This window comes from Oryzibacillus soli (genome assembly GCF_051594765.1).
GTDB lineage: Bacteria > Bacillota > Bacilli > Paenibacillales > NBRC-103111 > Paenibacillus_AR.
In genome coordinates, this window is record NZ_JBPPGJ010000010.1 from 180,902 (window position 1) to 198,591 (window position 17,690).

15 protein-coding genes are annotated in these 17,690 nt (G+C 44.0%); 4 read left to right on the top strand and 11 right to left on the bottom strand.

Features of this window, described 5'->3' with window-relative positions; translation table 11 throughout:
* Nucleotides 1-58 precede the first annotated feature (58 nt).
* From ACSEXW_RS15490 to ACSEXW_RS15505, 4 genes are all read right to left on the bottom strand, one after another.
* The gene (locus ACSEXW_RS15490) at nucleotides 59-847 is read right to left on the bottom strand and encodes a hypothetical protein (RefSeq protein ID WP_438447079.1); all 789 of its coding nucleotides are present in this window, start codon (nucleotides 845-847) and stop codon (nucleotides 59-61) included.
* A 71-nt stretch (nucleotides 848-918) separates the two neighbouring features.
* Entirely contained in the window at nucleotides 919-2,934 is a 2,016-nt protein-coding gene (dpdA, locus tag ACSEXW_RS15495; RefSeq protein WP_438447080.1) for a tRNA-guanine transglycosylase DpdA, read from the bottom strand.
* Nucleotides 2,935-3,058: 124 nt separating this feature from the next.
* Nucleotides 3,059-3,601 carry a VUT family protein gene (locus ACSEXW_RS15500; protein ID WP_438447081.1) on the bottom strand — a complete coding sequence of 181 codons (543 nt, stop codon included), beginning with the start codon at nucleotides 3,599-3,601 and terminating at the stop codon, nucleotides 3,059-3,061.
* A 781-nt stretch (nucleotides 3,602-4,382) separates the two neighbouring features.
* A complete protein-coding gene (locus tag ACSEXW_RS15505; RefSeq protein ID WP_438447082.1) occupies nucleotides 4,383-4,700 on the bottom strand; it encodes a hypothetical protein in 318 nt (105 codons plus the stop codon).
* A 783-nt stretch (nucleotides 4,701-5,483) separates the two neighbouring features.
* Between ACSEXW_RS15505 and ACSEXW_RS15510 the strand changes: the two genes are divergently transcribed.
* Nucleotides 5,484-5,954, top strand: coding sequence for a hypothetical protein (locus ACSEXW_RS15510; RefSeq protein ID WP_438447083.1), 471 nt, complete (start codon nucleotides 5,484-5,486; stop codon nucleotides 5,952-5,954).
* A gap of 400 nt (nucleotides 5,955-6,354) precedes the next feature.
* Here the strand turns inward: ACSEXW_RS15510 and ACSEXW_RS15515 are convergent.
* From ACSEXW_RS15515 to ACSEXW_RS15525, 3 genes are all read right to left on the bottom strand, one after another.
* Nucleotides 6,355-7,712, bottom strand: a protein-coding gene (locus ACSEXW_RS15515) for an IS1182 family transposase (protein WP_438447084.1) whose coding sequence is annotated in 2 segments (ribosomal slippage) — nucleotides 6,355-7,145 and nucleotides 7,145-7,712 — 1,359 coding nt in all. Because the reading frame shifts where the segments join, the coding sequence is not laid out codon by codon here.
* 165 nt (nucleotides 7,713-7,877) lie between these two features.
* The gene (locus tag ACSEXW_RS15520) at nucleotides 7,878-8,072 is read right to left on the bottom strand and encodes a hypothetical protein (RefSeq protein WP_438447085.1); all 195 of its coding nucleotides are present in this window, start codon (nucleotides 8,070-8,072) and stop codon (nucleotides 7,878-7,880) included.
* 55 nt (nucleotides 8,073-8,127) lie between these two features.
* On the bottom strand, nucleotides 8,128-8,997 hold the full coding sequence (locus ACSEXW_RS15525) for a phosphorothioated DNA-binding restriction endonuclease (RefSeq protein ID WP_438447086.1): 870 nt from the start codon (nucleotides 8,995-8,997) through the stop codon (nucleotides 8,128-8,130).
* A gap of 154 nt (nucleotides 8,998-9,151) precedes the next feature.
* Between ACSEXW_RS15525 and ACSEXW_RS15530 the strand changes: the two genes are divergently transcribed.
* The gene (locus tag ACSEXW_RS15530) at nucleotides 9,152-9,394 is read left to right on the top strand and encodes a helix-turn-helix transcriptional regulator (protein WP_438447087.1); all 243 of its coding nucleotides are present in this window, start codon (nucleotides 9,152-9,154) and stop codon (nucleotides 9,392-9,394) included.
* A gap of 729 nt (nucleotides 9,395-10,123) precedes the next feature.
* On the opposite strand, the gene ACSEXW_RS15535 is transcribed toward ACSEXW_RS15530, so the two are convergent.
* The 4 genes from ACSEXW_RS15535 to ACSEXW_RS15550 all read right to left on the bottom strand — a co-directional run bounded on the left by ACSEXW_RS15535 (nucleotide 10,124) and on the right by ACSEXW_RS15550 (nucleotide 14,976).
* On the bottom strand, nucleotides 10,124-11,350 hold the full coding sequence (locus ACSEXW_RS15535; RefSeq protein WP_438447088.1) for an RtcB family protein: 1,227 nt from the start codon (nucleotides 11,348-11,350) through the stop codon (nucleotides 10,124-10,126).
* A gap of 31 nt (nucleotides 11,351-11,381) precedes the next feature.
* On the bottom strand, nucleotides 11,382-12,956 hold the full coding sequence (locus ACSEXW_RS15540) for a limonene hydroxylase (RefSeq protein WP_438447089.1): 1,575 nt from the start codon (nucleotides 12,954-12,956) through the stop codon (nucleotides 11,382-11,384).
* A complete protein-coding gene (locus ACSEXW_RS15545) occupies nucleotides 12,937-13,752 on the bottom strand; it encodes a nucleotidyltransferase domain-containing protein (protein ID WP_438447090.1) in 816 nt (271 codons plus the stop codon). Before ACSEXW_RS15545 ends, ACSEXW_RS15540 begins: the two co-directional genes overlap by 20 nt.
* A 108-nt stretch (nucleotides 13,753-13,860) precedes the next feature.
* Nucleotides 13,861-14,976: a slipin family protein gene (locus ACSEXW_RS15550; RefSeq protein WP_438447157.1), complete on the bottom strand. Its 1,116-nt coding sequence runs from the start codon at nucleotides 14,974-14,976 to the stop codon at nucleotides 13,861-13,863.
* A gap of 587 nt (nucleotides 14,977-15,563) precedes the next feature.
* Here ACSEXW_RS15550 and ACSEXW_RS15555 point away from each other — a divergent pair.
* Entirely contained in the window at nucleotides 15,564-16,877 is a 1,314-nt protein-coding gene (locus ACSEXW_RS15555) for a helix-turn-helix transcriptional regulator (RefSeq protein ID WP_438447091.1), read from the top strand.
* A complete protein-coding gene (locus ACSEXW_RS15560; RefSeq protein ID WP_438447092.1) occupies nucleotides 16,864-17,688 on the top strand; it encodes a WYL domain-containing protein in 825 nt (274 codons plus the stop codon). Before ACSEXW_RS15555 ends, ACSEXW_RS15560 begins: the two co-directional genes overlap by 14 nt.
* Nucleotides 17,689-17,690: the final 2 nt, after the last annotated feature.

Genomic DNA, 17,690 nt, shown 5'->3' on the forward strand with positions numbered 1-17,690 from the left:
AATTGACTCTCTTATTAGTTTATCCATATACTGTTAGTTCAATCATTTTCCAATACAATCAATCAATAAGTTGTTTCCAAATAGAATAGATTTCCAACCGTTGAGTTGGAGAAATACTAAACTTTGCATTACCGCCTAAATATGTGCTCCAAAGTGGATTCCCTCGGTCAAAGAAATTCCCTTCCCAAATGCTATTACTATAATTTTTATTTAAATCGGGAATAGCTATATTGGAATAAACCCCCGTCAACCACTTATCATAAAAGTATCTAAGATACATTTCCCAAGCAAAACTTTGATCACCTACATATTTTTCTCTATATCGTATTCGTTCAGCAACCGGCAAGTATCCCAGACTTGGATATCTATTAATGAGTTCAGTTATATATTCAGTAAGACAATCTGCTAACTTGCTCCATTCCTCTTGCTCATGATGCTTATTAAAAACCCTTAAGATAGTCTCCTCTAGTGAATGTCTTTTCAAGGTCTTTGTTGAGTTTTTGCTTGATTTAGTATTTTTATCTATAATCTGCTCGAAGGGAATTATAGATAGAAGTACTTGTTCAATAAATAATGGTAGATAGTTTCCCTTTTCCATGAATAATACCACGTATTGTTCCTCTGATCCTCCGTGGGGAATACACGATACTAATTGAGGTTCTATTAATTCGTATAACTTATGTTCTCTTTCAATTATTTTAGTAAAACAAACAATAACTGTTTCAGTTACTTGTTTTGAATTAAGTGACTTAATCCCCCAACTTCCAATAACCCCAAGGGAAAATACACCGTAAAAAACCTTTCTCTTGTCACGATATAACTTTTCCAAATCCGACAAAACCAACATATCTTCACCCCATGAAATTAAATAAATTAACCCCAGGACAAGAGACTGGGGTTAACTTTAATGTATACTGATCAATTCATAAATTTGTTGCGCATTTTTTTTACTTGTTCATAGTAGGCAAGGGTATTATGAAATCCCCTGCGTCTATTTCGATTATTGCCCCTAAACACCACAACATCAATACCAATCTCTGCACAAATTTTGCAATTGCATTTCTCCCATGGCCTTTCTTCTAAAACTTCTCTGTATAATTGTTCATGAGATTCCCGCTTTTCCCCTAGCAACTCATCATACTTTAGAATAGAATTAAGGGCCTCTTCAACCCCGATTTGTTTCTTACTAAATCGCCTAAGTGCCAGCAGCGCCTCTTGCTCAAGAATTTTATATTGTTCAAACTCTCCTTTACCTTCAAGAAGCATCTTCTTTACTCTACCGGCAGTTTCCTTTGCTTCTGGTATACGAATTGCAGAATAATGCTGCCCATCAATAGTATGGTAGTTATGTCCGGAACCTAACCAAGCTCTTCTTAATGGAGATGCTGAGTCAAATGATGTTACACCTAGTTTATGAAAAGCATACATCGTCCTCATGTCACGGGCTACTCCAAACAAGTGAAGTTTAAAATCCTTGTGAGGAATGATTGGCGCAATCTCTTTAAGTATCTCAAAGATCTTGTCTGACTGCTCCCTTGCAAGACCACCGAGAGCAACCCTATTATAACCCAAATCGATCATATATTGAACAGCCTCACGGAATGAATCAGGACTCCAACCCTGGGCAACTCCAATTGGTTGGAAACTACGCTCTCGTTCACGATAAACATTAATAAATTCTTTAGCCTTTTCTAAAGTTAAATAGAACCTTTTATTTCGTGTTTCCTCATTACTCTTGAAAGGACCTACTATAAGATGGTCGATGGATACTCCGTAGTCAAACCCTAAGTCCTCATAATATTGAATAATCTCTTCCGTCGAATATGGCGGTTCTTCATTAGTAATATAGCTAAATGCACCACAATCACCCATTATTGGGTAGTCAGAAGGAAGTCGCAAAAAATCCCTTATCCCATGTTTTTTGATTAGTTCCCTCTTTTGCTGAGTCGCGGCATCTATATTTACTTTTGAAATCAGAATCCCATCATATTGAGGGGATCCATATATTTCATGAGCGTAAACATCATTAATGAGAGGGTTTCTATTTTTATCTGAGTGGTCGGTTAAGAAATCAAAGTTGGGATCCACACGATCATCATTTTCCGGCATAAAAAATCTAAACTCAGCCTTATAATTCTTAGCAACCAACTCTGGTGCAACATAATACAATTCGGTATAAAACTTCAGTAAGGGTTCTTCATTTTTCAATTCCTGAAAAAGTTCTAATTGCATCGTGGCAGCTGTATAAGGACTTAGAATTAAATCTCTTACCAATTCAGGTTTCTTTGCTATCCTTTCCCATAACAGTTCTTTTTCATCACTTATCTGGACTAATAGTTGAGCAAAGAGATAACCTTTAATGCCTATTAATCCACATCTAAATTTCTTTGCCTCTCGTTCACCAATTGACATTAAATAGTAGTTATCTTCAACCAATACTTTAGATTTACTTGAATCTCCAGCAAAGAAGATGAACTTTTGATGATCATCAATATTCAATGGCCACTCGACTGACTGGAGATATTTATCTCCCAGTAGGAAAAAGACCAAATCAAATTGCTTTATTCTTTCCTGTAACTTAGTGGTTATTCCTTGTTTTCTCGACCACTGTTTAATAGTAGTAGAATCCATAGTGTTAAAGGTCACTTCATATGGAACTATTTCATCATTTTCATTAATCAAACCGTAACCCGCAGAGATGATATCAAGTTCTATATGACCACCATTATTTCGGTAATAGTCAATACCATCCATTAGAAACTTATGTTGCTTTCCGGTATACATCTTGCCCGCTTTTTCACAAAACTTCAAAAGTTCGAATTCTCTTTCCCGAAGACGGGATGAATCCATAAAATCATCTATTGTTAGTTGATTCTCAGGCTTATGTAACTTCTCACCTGTACATGAAGTAACAACTAGAATACGTTTACCCATTGTGTTTTCACCTTTAGTTTTGTCATCAATAAAAAAATACTAACATAGTTTTTACTAGGATTATAGTCGAAATAATTAGTAATAGAAAAGGGGCCAACTTGGCCCCAACGTTTTTGGTTATCTTTTAGTTATTAATCATTTTTATTTTACTTGATAAGACCTTCACAATAACTGCCGCGAACATTTGAATAAACGTCTTGACTAATATTTGGCCAATAATAGCATATGCTACAGCGCTCCATGGCAAGAAATTCGCCCCTAAAGGGGACAATCCTATAATTACAAAAATAACACTATCCAATATACCACCAACTATTCCACTATAGGCTACTCTGAGTGAAAGTGGCAATTTCAGTCGTGTATAGATCTCTGTATCCGTAGTTTCAGAAACAGCAAATGTAAGAATTGAAGCAAAAACAATCCACAGTGTATCCCCCAGTATAAACGAGGTTAAAGCGGATAAACCCATAGCAACTAAAATAATTAAATATGTTTGCTTCCTTCCTAAGTAATATTGCACAAAATCCCTTAAGATGAAAGTTGCTCCAATGATAAACGTCCCTGCTGGTATAACAAAATACCCAAAAATAAAAGGATTAGTTCCCGCGGTTACAACATTTGCTGTAACAATAGCTATTAGATAAGACAACACAACAAAGTACTTCAATATCACACCTCATTTGCTTCATTTTATTACATTATACATCATTACTTTCGTCTCAGCTACCCTTCTCTAGGTAAGGAATGATGGAAAAATACACTCTCATAATACCCACATCAATTTATTAGCCTCACCATACACAAATATCAAAACTTGATCTATATAAACCTATCTTATCAAATGCTATCTAGTCCTCCAAAGACATTAAGTCACTCCATAATCATATTCTAATGGGCAGATTCGTATAAATCTTAAGCCAAACGCGAATATTGCCTCATCCTATAGCGTTTGGTCCTATAATTAGTCATAAGATAAGGTCACCCCTGGGTGTCTTAAAGTGACCTTTGGGTGTCATTAAGTCACTCTATATCTATATTACTAATGGGCAGATTCGTATATAATTTCAAGCCAAACGCGAATATTGCCTCATCCTATAACGTTTGGTCCTACAATTAGCCATAAGATAAGGTCACCTCTGGGTGTCTTAAAGTGACCTTTGGGTGTCATTAAGTCACCCTATATCTATATTACTAATGGGCAGATTCATATAAAATCTCAAGCCAAACACAAATATTGCCTCATCTTATAACGTTTGGCCCTACAATGAGCCATAAGATAAGGTCACCTCTGGGTGTCTTAAAGTGACCTTTGGGTGTCATAAAGTCACTCTATATCTATATTACTAATGGGCAGATTCGTATAAAATCTCAAGCCAAACACAAATATTGCCTCATCCTATAACGTTTGGTCCTACAATTAGCATAAGATAAGGTCACCTCTGGGTGTCTTAAAGTGACCTTTGGGTGACCCTATATAAGAATGTACTCAAAAAAAGAACTCCTAAATTCACCACTTCAAAAAGAAAAAAGGTATATATTTTTCTTAATCTTTCCTCTTGATTTTGTACTAATTTATTCACCCCTCCAAAGCGCATATTTTTCTCACTGTTCTGAAAAGCTGAAAAACCCTTATTTATCAAGGGTTTTTCAGGTATTAATTTAGTGAGAACTTCAGTGAGAATCTCGGTGAGAACTTCAGTGAGACACTCACCACGGTTCTCACTGAAGTTCTCACCGAATTTCTCACCAACCATTTCCCCAAACACTACCCTATCTCACCTCTAGCAATAGAATAAGAATTGATTTATCTTACCTTGCTAGGCAATGTATTAGGCGCGTGATATGGACCTATACAACCGTAAAAAAAGTGAGGTTTCACATGACTGAACGAATGATGAAAGAGTTGGTGATTCAGGTTCTGGACCGGACGTACAACTGGTCGCGACCTGGCGACAAGATTTTCATCATTCAGACCGTGGCAACCTATACGCCTCACATGATTTTCAGATTCGACTTCAGAACTCAAAGTAAGATGCAACCTGCCCCGCAAAGGAAATTGTTATGAAAATGTATGCATTGTATGTTTCACAACGTGATCAAAAAATTGAATTGATCTACCTAGTACGTTCAAGACCAGGGTACAGGCACGAAAGCGAATCACTTCGATCAACAATTGCTAATGTAAAACCTATTCGTTCCACAGTTGGGTATTATCGCCTAACGATGCGAACGTATGCGCTTAAATACAGACATAGGTTTCTATCACTTGACACTTAAAAATTGATGTTTATAATAAAGTTATACCTTGTATTTACCATTCATTTAGTTCCAGCCATGCGGCAGGAGCAATTCTAATGTCGTAAATTACCCCCATTTATGGGCGCAGTCTGTCTAAAATTCTCGATTAATTATAATAAATTCTCTCGCCACGAGAGCTTGAGTAGAAAACTTCTCATAGGAGTTTTCTACTCTTTTTTTGTTCAATGGTTTTTTCCTGTTCCATTTAAAAACGGGATCGCAATCAAAAATAGGAGTTAGGAGTTGATAATGTGAAACAAGAGTTCAGCGTTGCAGAAATAGCACGGAATTTGCGGTTATCTGATTCGACGGTCCATCGACGGATTCAGCTTGCAATCGATTTAGGCTGGATCCAGCCTGAAAAGAAAGGAAGCAGGTACAAGTACACCAAGAGAGATCTTTGTGTTATTGATAATTTAGAGGAAATTTATAAAAGGCTTCACTCGGATGAGAAAATACTAGAACTTTTCTCAAAAATAAGGACGCAAGCACCAAAAGGTCTGGATGAGGCAATTTTTAAGTTAACAGACGAATTCAATGTAGTAACGCAAGATATGTTAATAAACACTTCCGATGTGACTTATGCGTTGCAACAAGTTGTCGAGTCTAACCAAGCACTTTCTAGGCAACTCCACAATATACAAGATAAACTCGACGCTCTGTCTATACGATTAATCCGAGTAGAGGACAAGCTTTACACAAAATATAACCATACCCAATAAATACTCAGCAGGTATCTGATATTTCTCCAACAAACCAGAGTTTTAACCCCTAACTTCTTTCTATACTGATACGTGAGGTGATTTACATGAGCAATGACGAGATCATCATAGCCCCAAGAGAAGACAAGACTGTAATGATGTCAATACGTATAGAAAAGGTCTTGCAGGAGCAACTGGATGAGTTCAGCCCGCAAGAGTAATCCTTCTCGAAACAAAATCATAAGTATGGCATTGGAATATGCAGTCAAAAATGTAAAATTTATTGATTATGCAAATGGCTAAGCAATTGTATGAAAAAGGTGCCCTCCTGGGCACCTTCAGATTGTTGGCAAAGCCCCGTTTTTTGGGGCTTTTTCTGTTATCGGCGGTAAACATGCCCACAAAAGTAGTAGATCGCCCATTACCCGGCCCTCTTAGCCAGGAGATTGGCGATCTTTTTTACGTTCTGACATATCGCTGTCATGAGCGCTTGCTGCTGGACTTTCTTCTTGCCGCGGAACCGACAATAGCGAAGCCCATGGAGCTCTTTGGCGTCCGCGAAGCTTCGCTCTATCGTTTGATATCTCAAGCGGTATAGGTATTTACCGGATTTGCTTCTTCCGTTTTGCTTGACCCATTCCTTGCTATCCTGCCACACATGCCGGGTCAAGACTTTTTGTTTATTTTTCGAGCGAGTGCACTCCGCCAATAACGGGCAGCTCGAACAATGATTTGGATCAGACTTGTACTGCCGATATCCTTCACGATCCGTCGTGCAGTATTGTAATTCATGTTTCTGTGGGCACACGTATACATTTTTCTCCGGATCATACTTGAAGCGCCACTTGGCAATTAACCCTTTGACGGGGGTGTAAGCTCTACCGCCGATGACCGCGTAAACCTTCTTTTCTTTCAGCTTCTTGCAGATATACGACGTGAAATATCCGGCATCCAGAGCCACAGCTTCTAAGGTGGATTCAAAACCAAACTTCTTGACCACGTACTCCAACCGTTCAACGTAAGGCACGGAGTCATGCACATTTCCAGGTGTGACATGGACGTCGGTAATGATGTTGTGCTTATGGTCGACGGTTCGATGGTCTAAATAGAAGAACCCTTCCGGTTTCCCATCCCGTACCATGTACCCACTTTCCGGGTCGGTGGTGCTCACTTTGGTCTCTTTGGCTTTTCCCACCTCCTTTCGAGGCTTTAAGGCTTTTTTCCGTGAGCTTCGCGATCCGCCCGAATCGCTTCGTCCAGTTCATCCATATAAGCCTTTGTGCTCTTGGTGACTTCTTCTTTAACAAACTTCTGTTTGTTGGCATTGGCTTTCAAATGGGTGGAGTCCGTCACCAGCACCCGCCCGGCAACCAGACGGTGTTTGATGGCGAGCAGTACAATTTGGTCGAAAATCTGTTGTACGACATCTCCTTCTTTGAGCCGTTCCCGGAAATAGCTCAGTGTGCTATGATCCGGAACTCGGTCCGTTAACCCAAGGCCGAGGAACCAGCGGTAAGCGGTATTGGAATAAACCTCTTGTTCTAATTGGCGTTCCGAGCGGACTCCGTAGAGGTAACCAATGAAGAGCATTTTGAACAGCATAATGGGATCCGTTGAAGGGCGACCGTTATCTTCACAGTAGTAAGGACGGACGAGATCTAAAATAAAGGAGAAGTCGATGTGCTTTTGTATCTTGCGTAAGGGATGATGGGGGAGAACGAGATCCTCAATACAAACTAGTTCGTACTGATTTTGAATATTCGGATTCGAACGAAGCATGACGCCACCGCCTAAAAGAGTATAACTATATTATACCATATTAACGCGGTAATTTATTGAAGGACATGGATGTAAAAAAGCCTGTTGAAGTTTTTCAACAGGCTGAAGGTGCCCTCCTGGGCACCTTAATTTATCTATTTGTAACTTTTCTGCTTCTGCAAACCACTACTTTTTGTAGTTAGGGTCTATTATACTAGAATCCCTATCCAGTACAATTATTTCTCCACTTGGATCTTCTCTAACATATTGGCCATTGTGCATATAATATAATGGTGCTCCCGCTTCTTTTGCTTTTTGGCGAACAGATGCTTTTACTTTCTTGAAGACCTTCATTAGTTCTTCCCTGCTTATATTAGTCATGGAGTAAATCTCCCTTCCCCCAATAATATGCAAAGCTGCACACCGGATATTCTACTTATACAATACGATATCTAGCCGGTCCCCTGAATACCTCCCTTACATGCCAGTTGATAAAACTTTCTTTCGGTGTATAAGTTGGGTTTATTGGAGAACGCACTTTTTTTCCGTGAAAGCGCATAAGCCATTCCTCAAAGCCTTGTGTTCCGTAAGCCTGTTCAGTCACAAGTAAATCCCGCTCCCCAGTTATCGTAAATACACCACGATCAAACAATTTGTGATGCAAGGAGCATAGCGCTATTCCATTTCCCTCCGTATCCGGCCCACCGGCTTGATGCCACTGTATGTGTGCCGCATCAATGGCTACTAAATTATGCCCCAGTCTGACATTGAATCCGCAAACCGCGCAGCTGTATTCGTAAGCTTTTAAAATCCTGTCTCTAAAACCCGGGTCACGCTTCCGCTTCTTTCGTGTAGAAAAATCAAGTCCGATTTCATCAAGAATGTCTTGATGGATCGTTTCTGGGAAATGTTCATTCAATAGCAGTTCAGCTAGTTCTTGGATTAGAAATTCATTGTTCTGAAGGAGTGAAAGCACCTCTCCGCTAAACCCTCCCTCTACGTTTCTCTCTAAAAGCTGTTTATCCGAAAAGTTCCTTTTATCAATTAAATCAGTTAATCTCCAAATCCCATCCGTTGTTAGCCGAACAAAAGGCTCCTCAGGGTGATATGATTTCCTGGGTGGCCCAAATTCAATAAGCAACCTTTTTAATTGATCCCGGACAAGTTCATACGGTAAAATCGTTTTATTTTGCTGCAATTGGGCCAGTCCCAGAAGAATTAACAAAGGCTTATGCGGGGCCCGCTGTCCGTTCTTTTTCCATATAGAAAGGTTAGATAATTTCTCTTTTAATTCAGACGCTTCCATTGTTTTAACCTCTTCCTAAAAATAGAAGTACATTTTCATAATACCCCCTTCAGATCTTCAACACAAGAAGCTTTGAATAAAATAAATTACATTATGTTATAAATACTTTACAAATTGAATGATATTTATTACAATGACATTGAGGAGGAGAAAAATGGAGATCAATGGTGAGCTTCAAAACAACGTATACCTCTTAAGGGCATCAAGAAAATGGTCCCAACAGGAAGTGGCCGACCGTTTAGGTGTAAGCAGACAGACGATCGCCTCTATCGAGGCGAACAAATACAACCCATCCTTGATCCTAGCATTCAAAATCGCCAAATTATTTCAAGTTGAGATTACGGAAGCATTCCAATTTGAAGAATATGAAGGATATGAAGAGGAGGAGTCTGAGTGAAGTGGTTAGAATTAGTAGTATGGTCCATCGCCCTTGTCGTTGTTTCTTATAACTATTACTACGATAAGAAATTTTATAAGGAAGAGGGGACGGATGAACGGTCTGATGTCATTAAGGGCCTATCTTCAAGGCTGTCATTTTCGTACGTATCGATGATGATAAGTTTATTGATTTTTTCTGACATCATTTTTCAGTTCCCGTTTCAAGTATATAAATTACTCGTTGCTGGAATATTAATCGGTTCTAACGTTGCTTCCTTCGTTACTATGAACAGAATTCGAAAAAACTACTAGTCCTTACATAGAGAAATGGCCTTAGACTATGAAGTGCTAAGGCCATTTTCCTTATTAATGCTCTATTCTTCGTCCATTCGTTCCAGCCTTACCCGTTCAGACTTAGGCAACCCTAGTTCGCTCGTCTTCTTCCTGCAGTACGAACACGAGCAATGAATCTTACCCTTAGCAAACGCTCCTCTACACTTCTCATGCCAGCCGAATTGTTTCGCAAGCCTGCTCTTCCGCTGAATCACCCTTTTACGATGATGTCGGTAATAGGCCCGAGAACGATTTCTGCCTTTACTTTTCATTCCATCACACCCCTTGGGATAAACCCAGCCTGCAAGGGAGCCAAGGGAATCTGTGTCCTCCCTTACAGGCCGGGTGTGATGCGATTGTCCTTATAAATAATCACGTAATCACCCCGATTACTACAAGATATCAGTTACCCGCCTTAATCCTTATACGGATCAAATTCATCCGCGCCGGCCATGCAAACGCCGATGGGCTTCAACACGTGCAGTACCTCGACTGTTTCCGCATGCGCATCAAGCACTTCCTGAAGCTTCCGGTAAACAAACGGGCTCTCATCCGTACCTGCGCCGCGTAGTTCCACACCGAAAGTCCGAACGGCTTCCATCATCTGCTCTGTGCTGATTTGACCGCCGCTTCTGGTGCGGGTTTTCCAATTCATCTTGCCTGCCGCCTGGGTACGGCTCATGATACGGCCCGCTCCATGAACGGTGCTGTAGTAAGCATCCCGGTTTTCTTCGCTGTCCTTCCCTTTTACGATGACGGAGATATCTCCCATGCTGCCACCGATAAAACCAACTTGGCCTGGCGCAGAGGGAGTCGCCCCTTTACGGACAACCATGACCTCCTTGCCGTCATGCTTCTCTTTCCAGGCATAGTTATGATGGTTATGCACCTCAAGGTCGGCATCCGTCCCCAGAATGGCCAGCACTTGCCGAATAACATAGTCCCGTCCCGCATAGGCGTAGCGTCCCGCCAGTTTCATTGCGCGGTAATACATATCGCCCAGCTCACTACCGAGATCAAGCAGCACGGGCGCTTGGTCCATCTTCTCACCGGGGGCATTAGCGAGAAATTCCCTACCGGCAGCCAGATTCATAAACCCGCTCGCTGTTTTATGTCCGAATCCTCTGCTTCCAAAATGATTCGCAATCCACAAACGGCCAGTATCCGCTTCTTCGAACAGGTCTACGAAATGGTTTCCGCTGCCGACTGTACCGAGCTGGTCCCGCGCTAACGCCTTCAGCTTGTCATGCTCCTGCTTGCCTACCGCTTTATAAACATCCCAATCCGGGTCATCAAAAAGCTCATGGTCCACCTTTTCATTATTGACGCGCCCCACACCAAAAGATATTCTACGGGCAATCTCATCCATCATCTTACTTAGTCTGGGTTTCACGTCTGCTGCGGTCAAGCAGGTACGCACCGCCTTATTCCCGCATGCGATATCATACCCAACGCCGGATGGCGAAATCTGCCCGTCATATACCACGACTCCGCCGATCGGCTGGCTGTATCCCTTATGATGATCTGCCATGAGCAGGGTTTGAACCACCTTACCCTGTTCAGCACATGTCTTAGCTTGAGTCAGTGCTCCGTCGTCTGGGTTCCCCCAGACACGGACGCCATTTATTGTTTGATAAGCCATAAGATCAACTCCTGTATCTATCAAGCATTCTCTACTTATATAACCCTTTAGCCTCACGCAGCTTATGAACACGTTCCTTAACCGCGTCATCGGGTTCCACCTCTGACAAATGATTAATAGCCGCGACGAGCTGATCACCCCATGAAGCCACACTCCAGCCTTCTAATGCCTTCATCGCCATGTTCCGATTGCTTATCACAGGACTGTTCAGTCCGGCGAGGATCAACCCCTTACCAATTCCCTCAAACCGATCCAAGCTTTGCAGAATGATACCCAAGTTCCTGTGCGCGGCATATTCCTTGCCTAATCCCATCTCTTTACCGGGACCAGCAGCAATCTGCTCCAGCGGCAAATGTTCAGCGACAAGTTGAACCAGCTTCCGAATCCGATTTGGATCATCCGATTTCATAAGCTGAAAGTAATGAAGGTCCTGCTCCGGGTTTTGCATAAGCTGATTGTATAGGTTATCCCAGATATCCATACCGAGCTTCTCGGCACAGGCCACACCATAATAACGGTCCAATGAGTTGATGGAGTTTACCGCATCCATAACAACAGCGCTCCATTTGGAATCGGAAATGACACGCTGACAAGCATCTCTAATGTCGCTTCTAAGCTGGTCCGTCCACCCCGCTACCATTCGCTTCGCCCACTTCTCTTCATCCTGAACCAGGAAATCATGAAGACTCATTAGGATAGACAAATGCTTTGCACTTAAGCACATCTCACGAGCCAATCTGACGAATTCAGCGATCACACGGGGAGCATGCTCATAATCATCGATGTCTTCCGCTGGACCGCCATTCAATAAAGCTTCTATAATATCGGCGGCGCCATCAAACAACTCCTGATCCACCTGTTCAGCGGCAAGCGCCTCATGCATGTTACCATTTCTGGCACATATGCAGGCCAAATATTCATTCATGACGCTGTTTTGACACCCATGGCGCAGCAGCCAATCCTTGATCTCCCGGCTGGTTGGCTCCAGTCTCTCGACGAGATGAATTTTCCCCCAACCATGGACATGCTTAGCCAATTCAAAGAGTACTTCATTGCTGTTTTCCATCCCATTCTGAATCGCGACAGCAGCGTATAATGTGAATTCTTCATGCTTGCCAAGAGTTAAGAGAAGCTCCTTCATCTGTTCATTTTGAAAAAGTCCCAGCAGCGCAATTCCGAATTTGACGACATTCCGGTGTGCTGCATTCTCCGCAAGCCACTTCGCCTCTTGGAAAATGGCGCCCGGCTGGATACCGGGATGCTTGCGCACCTCTTCCAAAATAGCGTCAACCGTGCCGCCGCTAATATCCATTTTATCGAGCATTGCGTATAAAGCCTTCCTCATCGAAGGCTTCGGCTTCCTGGAGTGCTTCGCCAATAATTGAACCAGCTCGCGCACTTCATCCGGCTTCTTGCCGGAGCCCGAATGGTGTCCAAAGGCTCCATCCAAGCCGCCCGCTACCCAACGTATTTGGCCGCCGGACCAGAACTCTTCATCATCGGGCAAGGAGCCATCTACCTCCGCACCTTGCTCTCGAATGTATGGATAGATGGGCGTCTTCCCCTCCCAAAGGGGCCGTTCCGCTTTATTCAAGAACATTAGCATTGTTTTCAACCCCTTTTTCCCAAATATCTCTTACTACAGACCGGAACAAATCATCAAGCTCCTGACCCTGGACTCCATCCGCCGTTTTCATACCTGCTGCAGTTTGTTCGTAATACTTGATTCTTTGATCTAAAAAGTCGTTGATCGGATTGATCCTAGGTTCATAGTCCATTTCTTCTCCAGCCCTTTTTCGAACTAGCAAACTCTCGATGACACTTCTTAATTCGCTTCCTTTCGGGACAAAATGATCGACAAGCCGATCAAACTCTATAGGCGGCATGGTGTGGTATTTCTCGATCCACTCACATGCCAAGACGGGGCGAAGAACATAGAAGTATTTCTTGATCTTAACCTGCTCTCCCTGCAGGTACTCCCGATAGTTTCCCTTGGCCATATGCAGATAGTGATACATACATGCCCTAGGTGAAAAAGTAAATGTAGAGAACTTGCGGATTTGTTCCGCGACCCTATGGTCCTCCCTATAGATGATCGGAGACCCCAGCCATTCAAGCAACGGCGGATTCGACTTGCGGAACAAGTTTAGAGCCTTCCTTAAATCCCAGCCGTTGATGTCGAGCATATCGCTGATCGGGCGTTCGATCACGTCCCGCTTTTCAAAGATGGATAAATACCAATCCTCCGGTCTGGCATAGATAAACCGGACGTCGTAGTCGCTGTCCTTGGACGGGAAGCCCCATGCGCGGCTGCCCGATTCGCAAGCATACAGGATCCGTACGTTCTCTTCCTTTTCTATTCTCCTTAATTCATCAACTACTTGCTGTCTGACATCCAGCATGACGCTTTTCCCTCCCTAGGCTAGCTGAGGATCAACTCCCACAGCCGATTCGAATAGCAATATTTTAGGTTCCGACGGAGTAAAATGTATGTTTCATGACGACGATCGTTATTTACTTGCTTCCTTCTTATCACCAATGAGAGAGCTTAACCGTCCCAACAGGTCCCCGCCGCCCGTTACAGAGATGGACCCGATTTTCTCGCATATTTTCTCGAGGAATTCCAGCTCCTTCAGACGGAACAGCGTCTGGTTTTCATCCATCAGCTTGGCGGTATTCAGCAGACTTCGAGTCGAGGCCGTTTCTTCCCGGCGTGTGATGAGATTCGCCTGGGCCTTTTTCTCCGCCAGCAGGACGGTGTTTAAGATCTCCTTCATTTCTCCCGGCAGAATGACATCCTTAACCCCCGCACTCAGGAACTGCACACCGAACGCTTCCCCCTTCTCACGTAAACGGGACAGGACAAACGATGCTACGTCCTCTTTCCGTTTCAGGAGATCGTCTAGTTTCAGCGTTCCGACATACTCCCGAAGCATGAGCTGAAGCTGAATGTGAATCTGCTCGTCGAACGATTTCATCTCCAAGCAACGCAGCGGGTTTACAATTTTGTATTGGCAGACGAAGTTCAGTCGCAGCGTAACCTTATCCTCCGTCATGATTTCCTGGCCGATGAGATCCATTTGCTGTTGTCTTCCGTCAACCGACTTGACGACAACCGAAACAGGCCCCTTCCAGAAGTAGTACTTACCGGGAGCAAGCTCCCGCTGCAGAACATGATCATAAAACAAAAATCCAGACTCATAACTAGCGATTTCAAAAGACTGCACATGGACTCCAAGCTTCGGCAGGATCGAACGATCCACGTTAGCAGGCAGTTCAGGGTTTCGGATATCTGCATGCAGGAACGTATGTTTCTTTAACATATTCCAGTAGGCGTAGGTGCCGGGCTTAAGCAGCTGCACGAATTGGCCGTCCTCATAATGCAGCACGTACTCGTGGTCCTGTACCCGTACGATATCGAGTTCCCGCACCAGGTCTTCATCTTGGAGGAACAGCTGCAGCTCTTTTCCCTCTACAACGAACGGCTTCGCGACATTCAGAACGACAACGGTGTTCTGCGACCACGATACATACCGATAGGTCCCCGGATTGAGCTTCTTCACATAGCTTCCTTTAGAAAAAAGTAAACCGCGCTGGTCGGCTTGAATGGTTACTTGTTTAAACATCTTTGTTACCCCCTTAATGGTTCGACCATTGGATGAAGAATCCCACTGCAGTTCGGGCGGAATCCGTTTGAGATAATCGGTCTGCCAGTGCCTTTGAAGGACATCGGGTTCAGATGGGTGACCCTCATTCAGCCAACCTTCTTCCTCTTCCATCCTACAAAAGCCTCCGGTGTTCCGCTCATCGGTATCCACAGATTACAGGGCTAAACTGCACTGCGCATAGACTAGCCGCTAGGGATTCTCCCCTTTGGTCTTTGATCAGAATGTTCGCTCGATTGAAAGTCGAGTGCTCTACCAAAATCGCTCCCTAGGCGATTGGGGAATCGAACCCCAAATAGTGGTTTCTTTCCGATCCGTCCGTACAGGATACCGCAGCCTAACAGGCACGGCACTGCGGGATAACACGATATCCCCGCCTCGTTACGGCCGTCCGGATAAGAACCGTGTGTCTTACAGGACCTATAATCTCACCTTTCAGCGGAAACGAACATGGCGAAAGTATTACGACCCGGCATAAAGTTTTCCATTTCACCCAAATCCCTGCCCTGCTACAATGGAAGAAGATGTTTTTGGAACGGGGGATCCCTTTGGCTAAGGAAAGCTTTGATAAAGAAATTCAATTCCTGCGTATGCTGGTGCTGACAAGCGGTGCCTTCAACAGGCAGCAGTTCGCTGAGCGGTTAGGCATTTCCGTCCACACCTTTGATAAAACGATCCGGAAGCTCAAAGAGGTCGTAAGCTCCCTGCATCAGCATCTGCCGCAGGAACAGGGCAGGGAATTGTCCGAGACCATTCGCTTTAGCTACTATGAATCCACGGACCCCCTGCTGTTATTTCTGTTTCGCGCCAAATCCGTCAAGGAATCCGAAGGCCAACGCATCTCGCTCCTGTTAGCTGCGATGAACGACCGGGCCTTGACCGCGATGGAGCTGCTCAATATGTGCTGCAGCAGTCTGTCTTCCGACCTTCCTATGCCTGATGAGAAAACCATACGGTCCGATCTCAAGTACTTGGAGGAGGTCGGAGTCATCAAGAGGGAACCTGGCCCCCGTCCCTACCGGTATCGCATCCAAGACGACCTAATTCGATGCTTATCGGATGATGAGCTCCTCGATTTGTATGATTTTGTGGATGTAATGGCCAACACGCAGGTCCCCTCCGTTCAAGGCTATCTGCTGCGTGATGGAATCAAGAAACAGCTGCTGCGCAATCAATTGGAGCCGCATGCTGTCGAGCCATTCCTATATAAATATCACTATTATTCGCGGATCTTGGATGAGGCTCATCTGTTCACCCTGCTTCATGCCATTCGTCACCGCCGCAAAGTTCGGTTTATGTATTTCTCTCCAAAGTCTGAGAAGAGCTACTCCTCCAAAAACACCAATCCGCTGTTTGAACGGGACCCAGAGGGGAAAGCCCATAAGACACTTCCGCTCAAGATCGTATACGATCATCAATATGGAAGATGGTATCTGCTGTCCCACGGGCGAGAGGGAATCCGGAAGTACCGCATGGAGGGAATCACGCAAATGGAGGAGGACGACGAGTCTGTAGACGAGGTTTGGTATGAGGAAAAGCTAAACGAGCTTGCCGAGAAAATACGTTGCAGCTGGCTGATCGATACTAGTCGGCCGGTGACGGTGCGCGCCCGATTTTATAACCCGGAGGGCTCTGAACCGAACTTCGTGAAAGAGCGGGTCATGCTGCAGGGCCAATGGGGAAAAATCGTGTTTGAAGATGAACATTCCTTTATTTATGAGATCACGGTAAACGGTACGACTGAAATCAAGCCGTGGCTGCGGAGCTTCGGTTCCAGCTGCGAGGTTCTGGAGCCTGCCCAGTTCCGCCGGGAAATGATTGCTGAATGGAAGGAGATTCAGTCTTATTATGAATCTATTTGAGAAGATATTTAACCACCAGATCATCTCCCGACTGGAGGACTCCGGTACGTTCATGGTCACCTCCCACGAACGGGCTTGGCTGAATACGATGCTGCATCATCCCGCGGCGGCGGATGCTTTCACTGCGGTGACATTAGACAAGCTGCTTTCGGCCCTCGAGCCAGACCCGGTTATGGATATTTCCGACCACCTGATTGAAAAGGCCCGTACATTGGAAAAGCAAGTCTATCACCCTCTCCTACGGACTTTACGCCGGCATATCATGAAACAATCCGGCATTCAGCTAACTTACGAGGTTAAGGGTGGGCGTGTATACACTGACCAATCCGGGTTCCCCTACAAGCTGGAATACTCCATGGTCAAGAGGGAATGGTATTTGCTCTGGTATCACACCCGGCATCATGCCTTTATGAGCACCCGGCTGAAGAAGATCCTTTCTGTCACAGCAGAACCTATTGAGCCGTCGGCAGCGGAAAAATTCCTGCAGAAGATCGAAAAAACACTCGATAGGCGTAAAACGGAAGTGGTCATTGAAATTGTTCGTATCTATAACGAGGAGTTGTCCCGAATCCTGTACGCCTTTTCCAGTTTCGAAAAAAATGTAGAGTACGATACGGAAAGCGACACCTATCGAGTCCGGGTTTCCTTGCTTGGAGATGAAATGGAGTATTTACTTTCGAAGATCCGTTTTCTCGGGAAGCGGGTTCGGGTTATTGAGGGTGATTATCTGAAGAGGCGTTTGCTCGAAGCATCGACCAAAGCTTTGGAGCGTTACGGAGTTTCTACGGCCGATCAAGAGCTATCTTCGTAAAC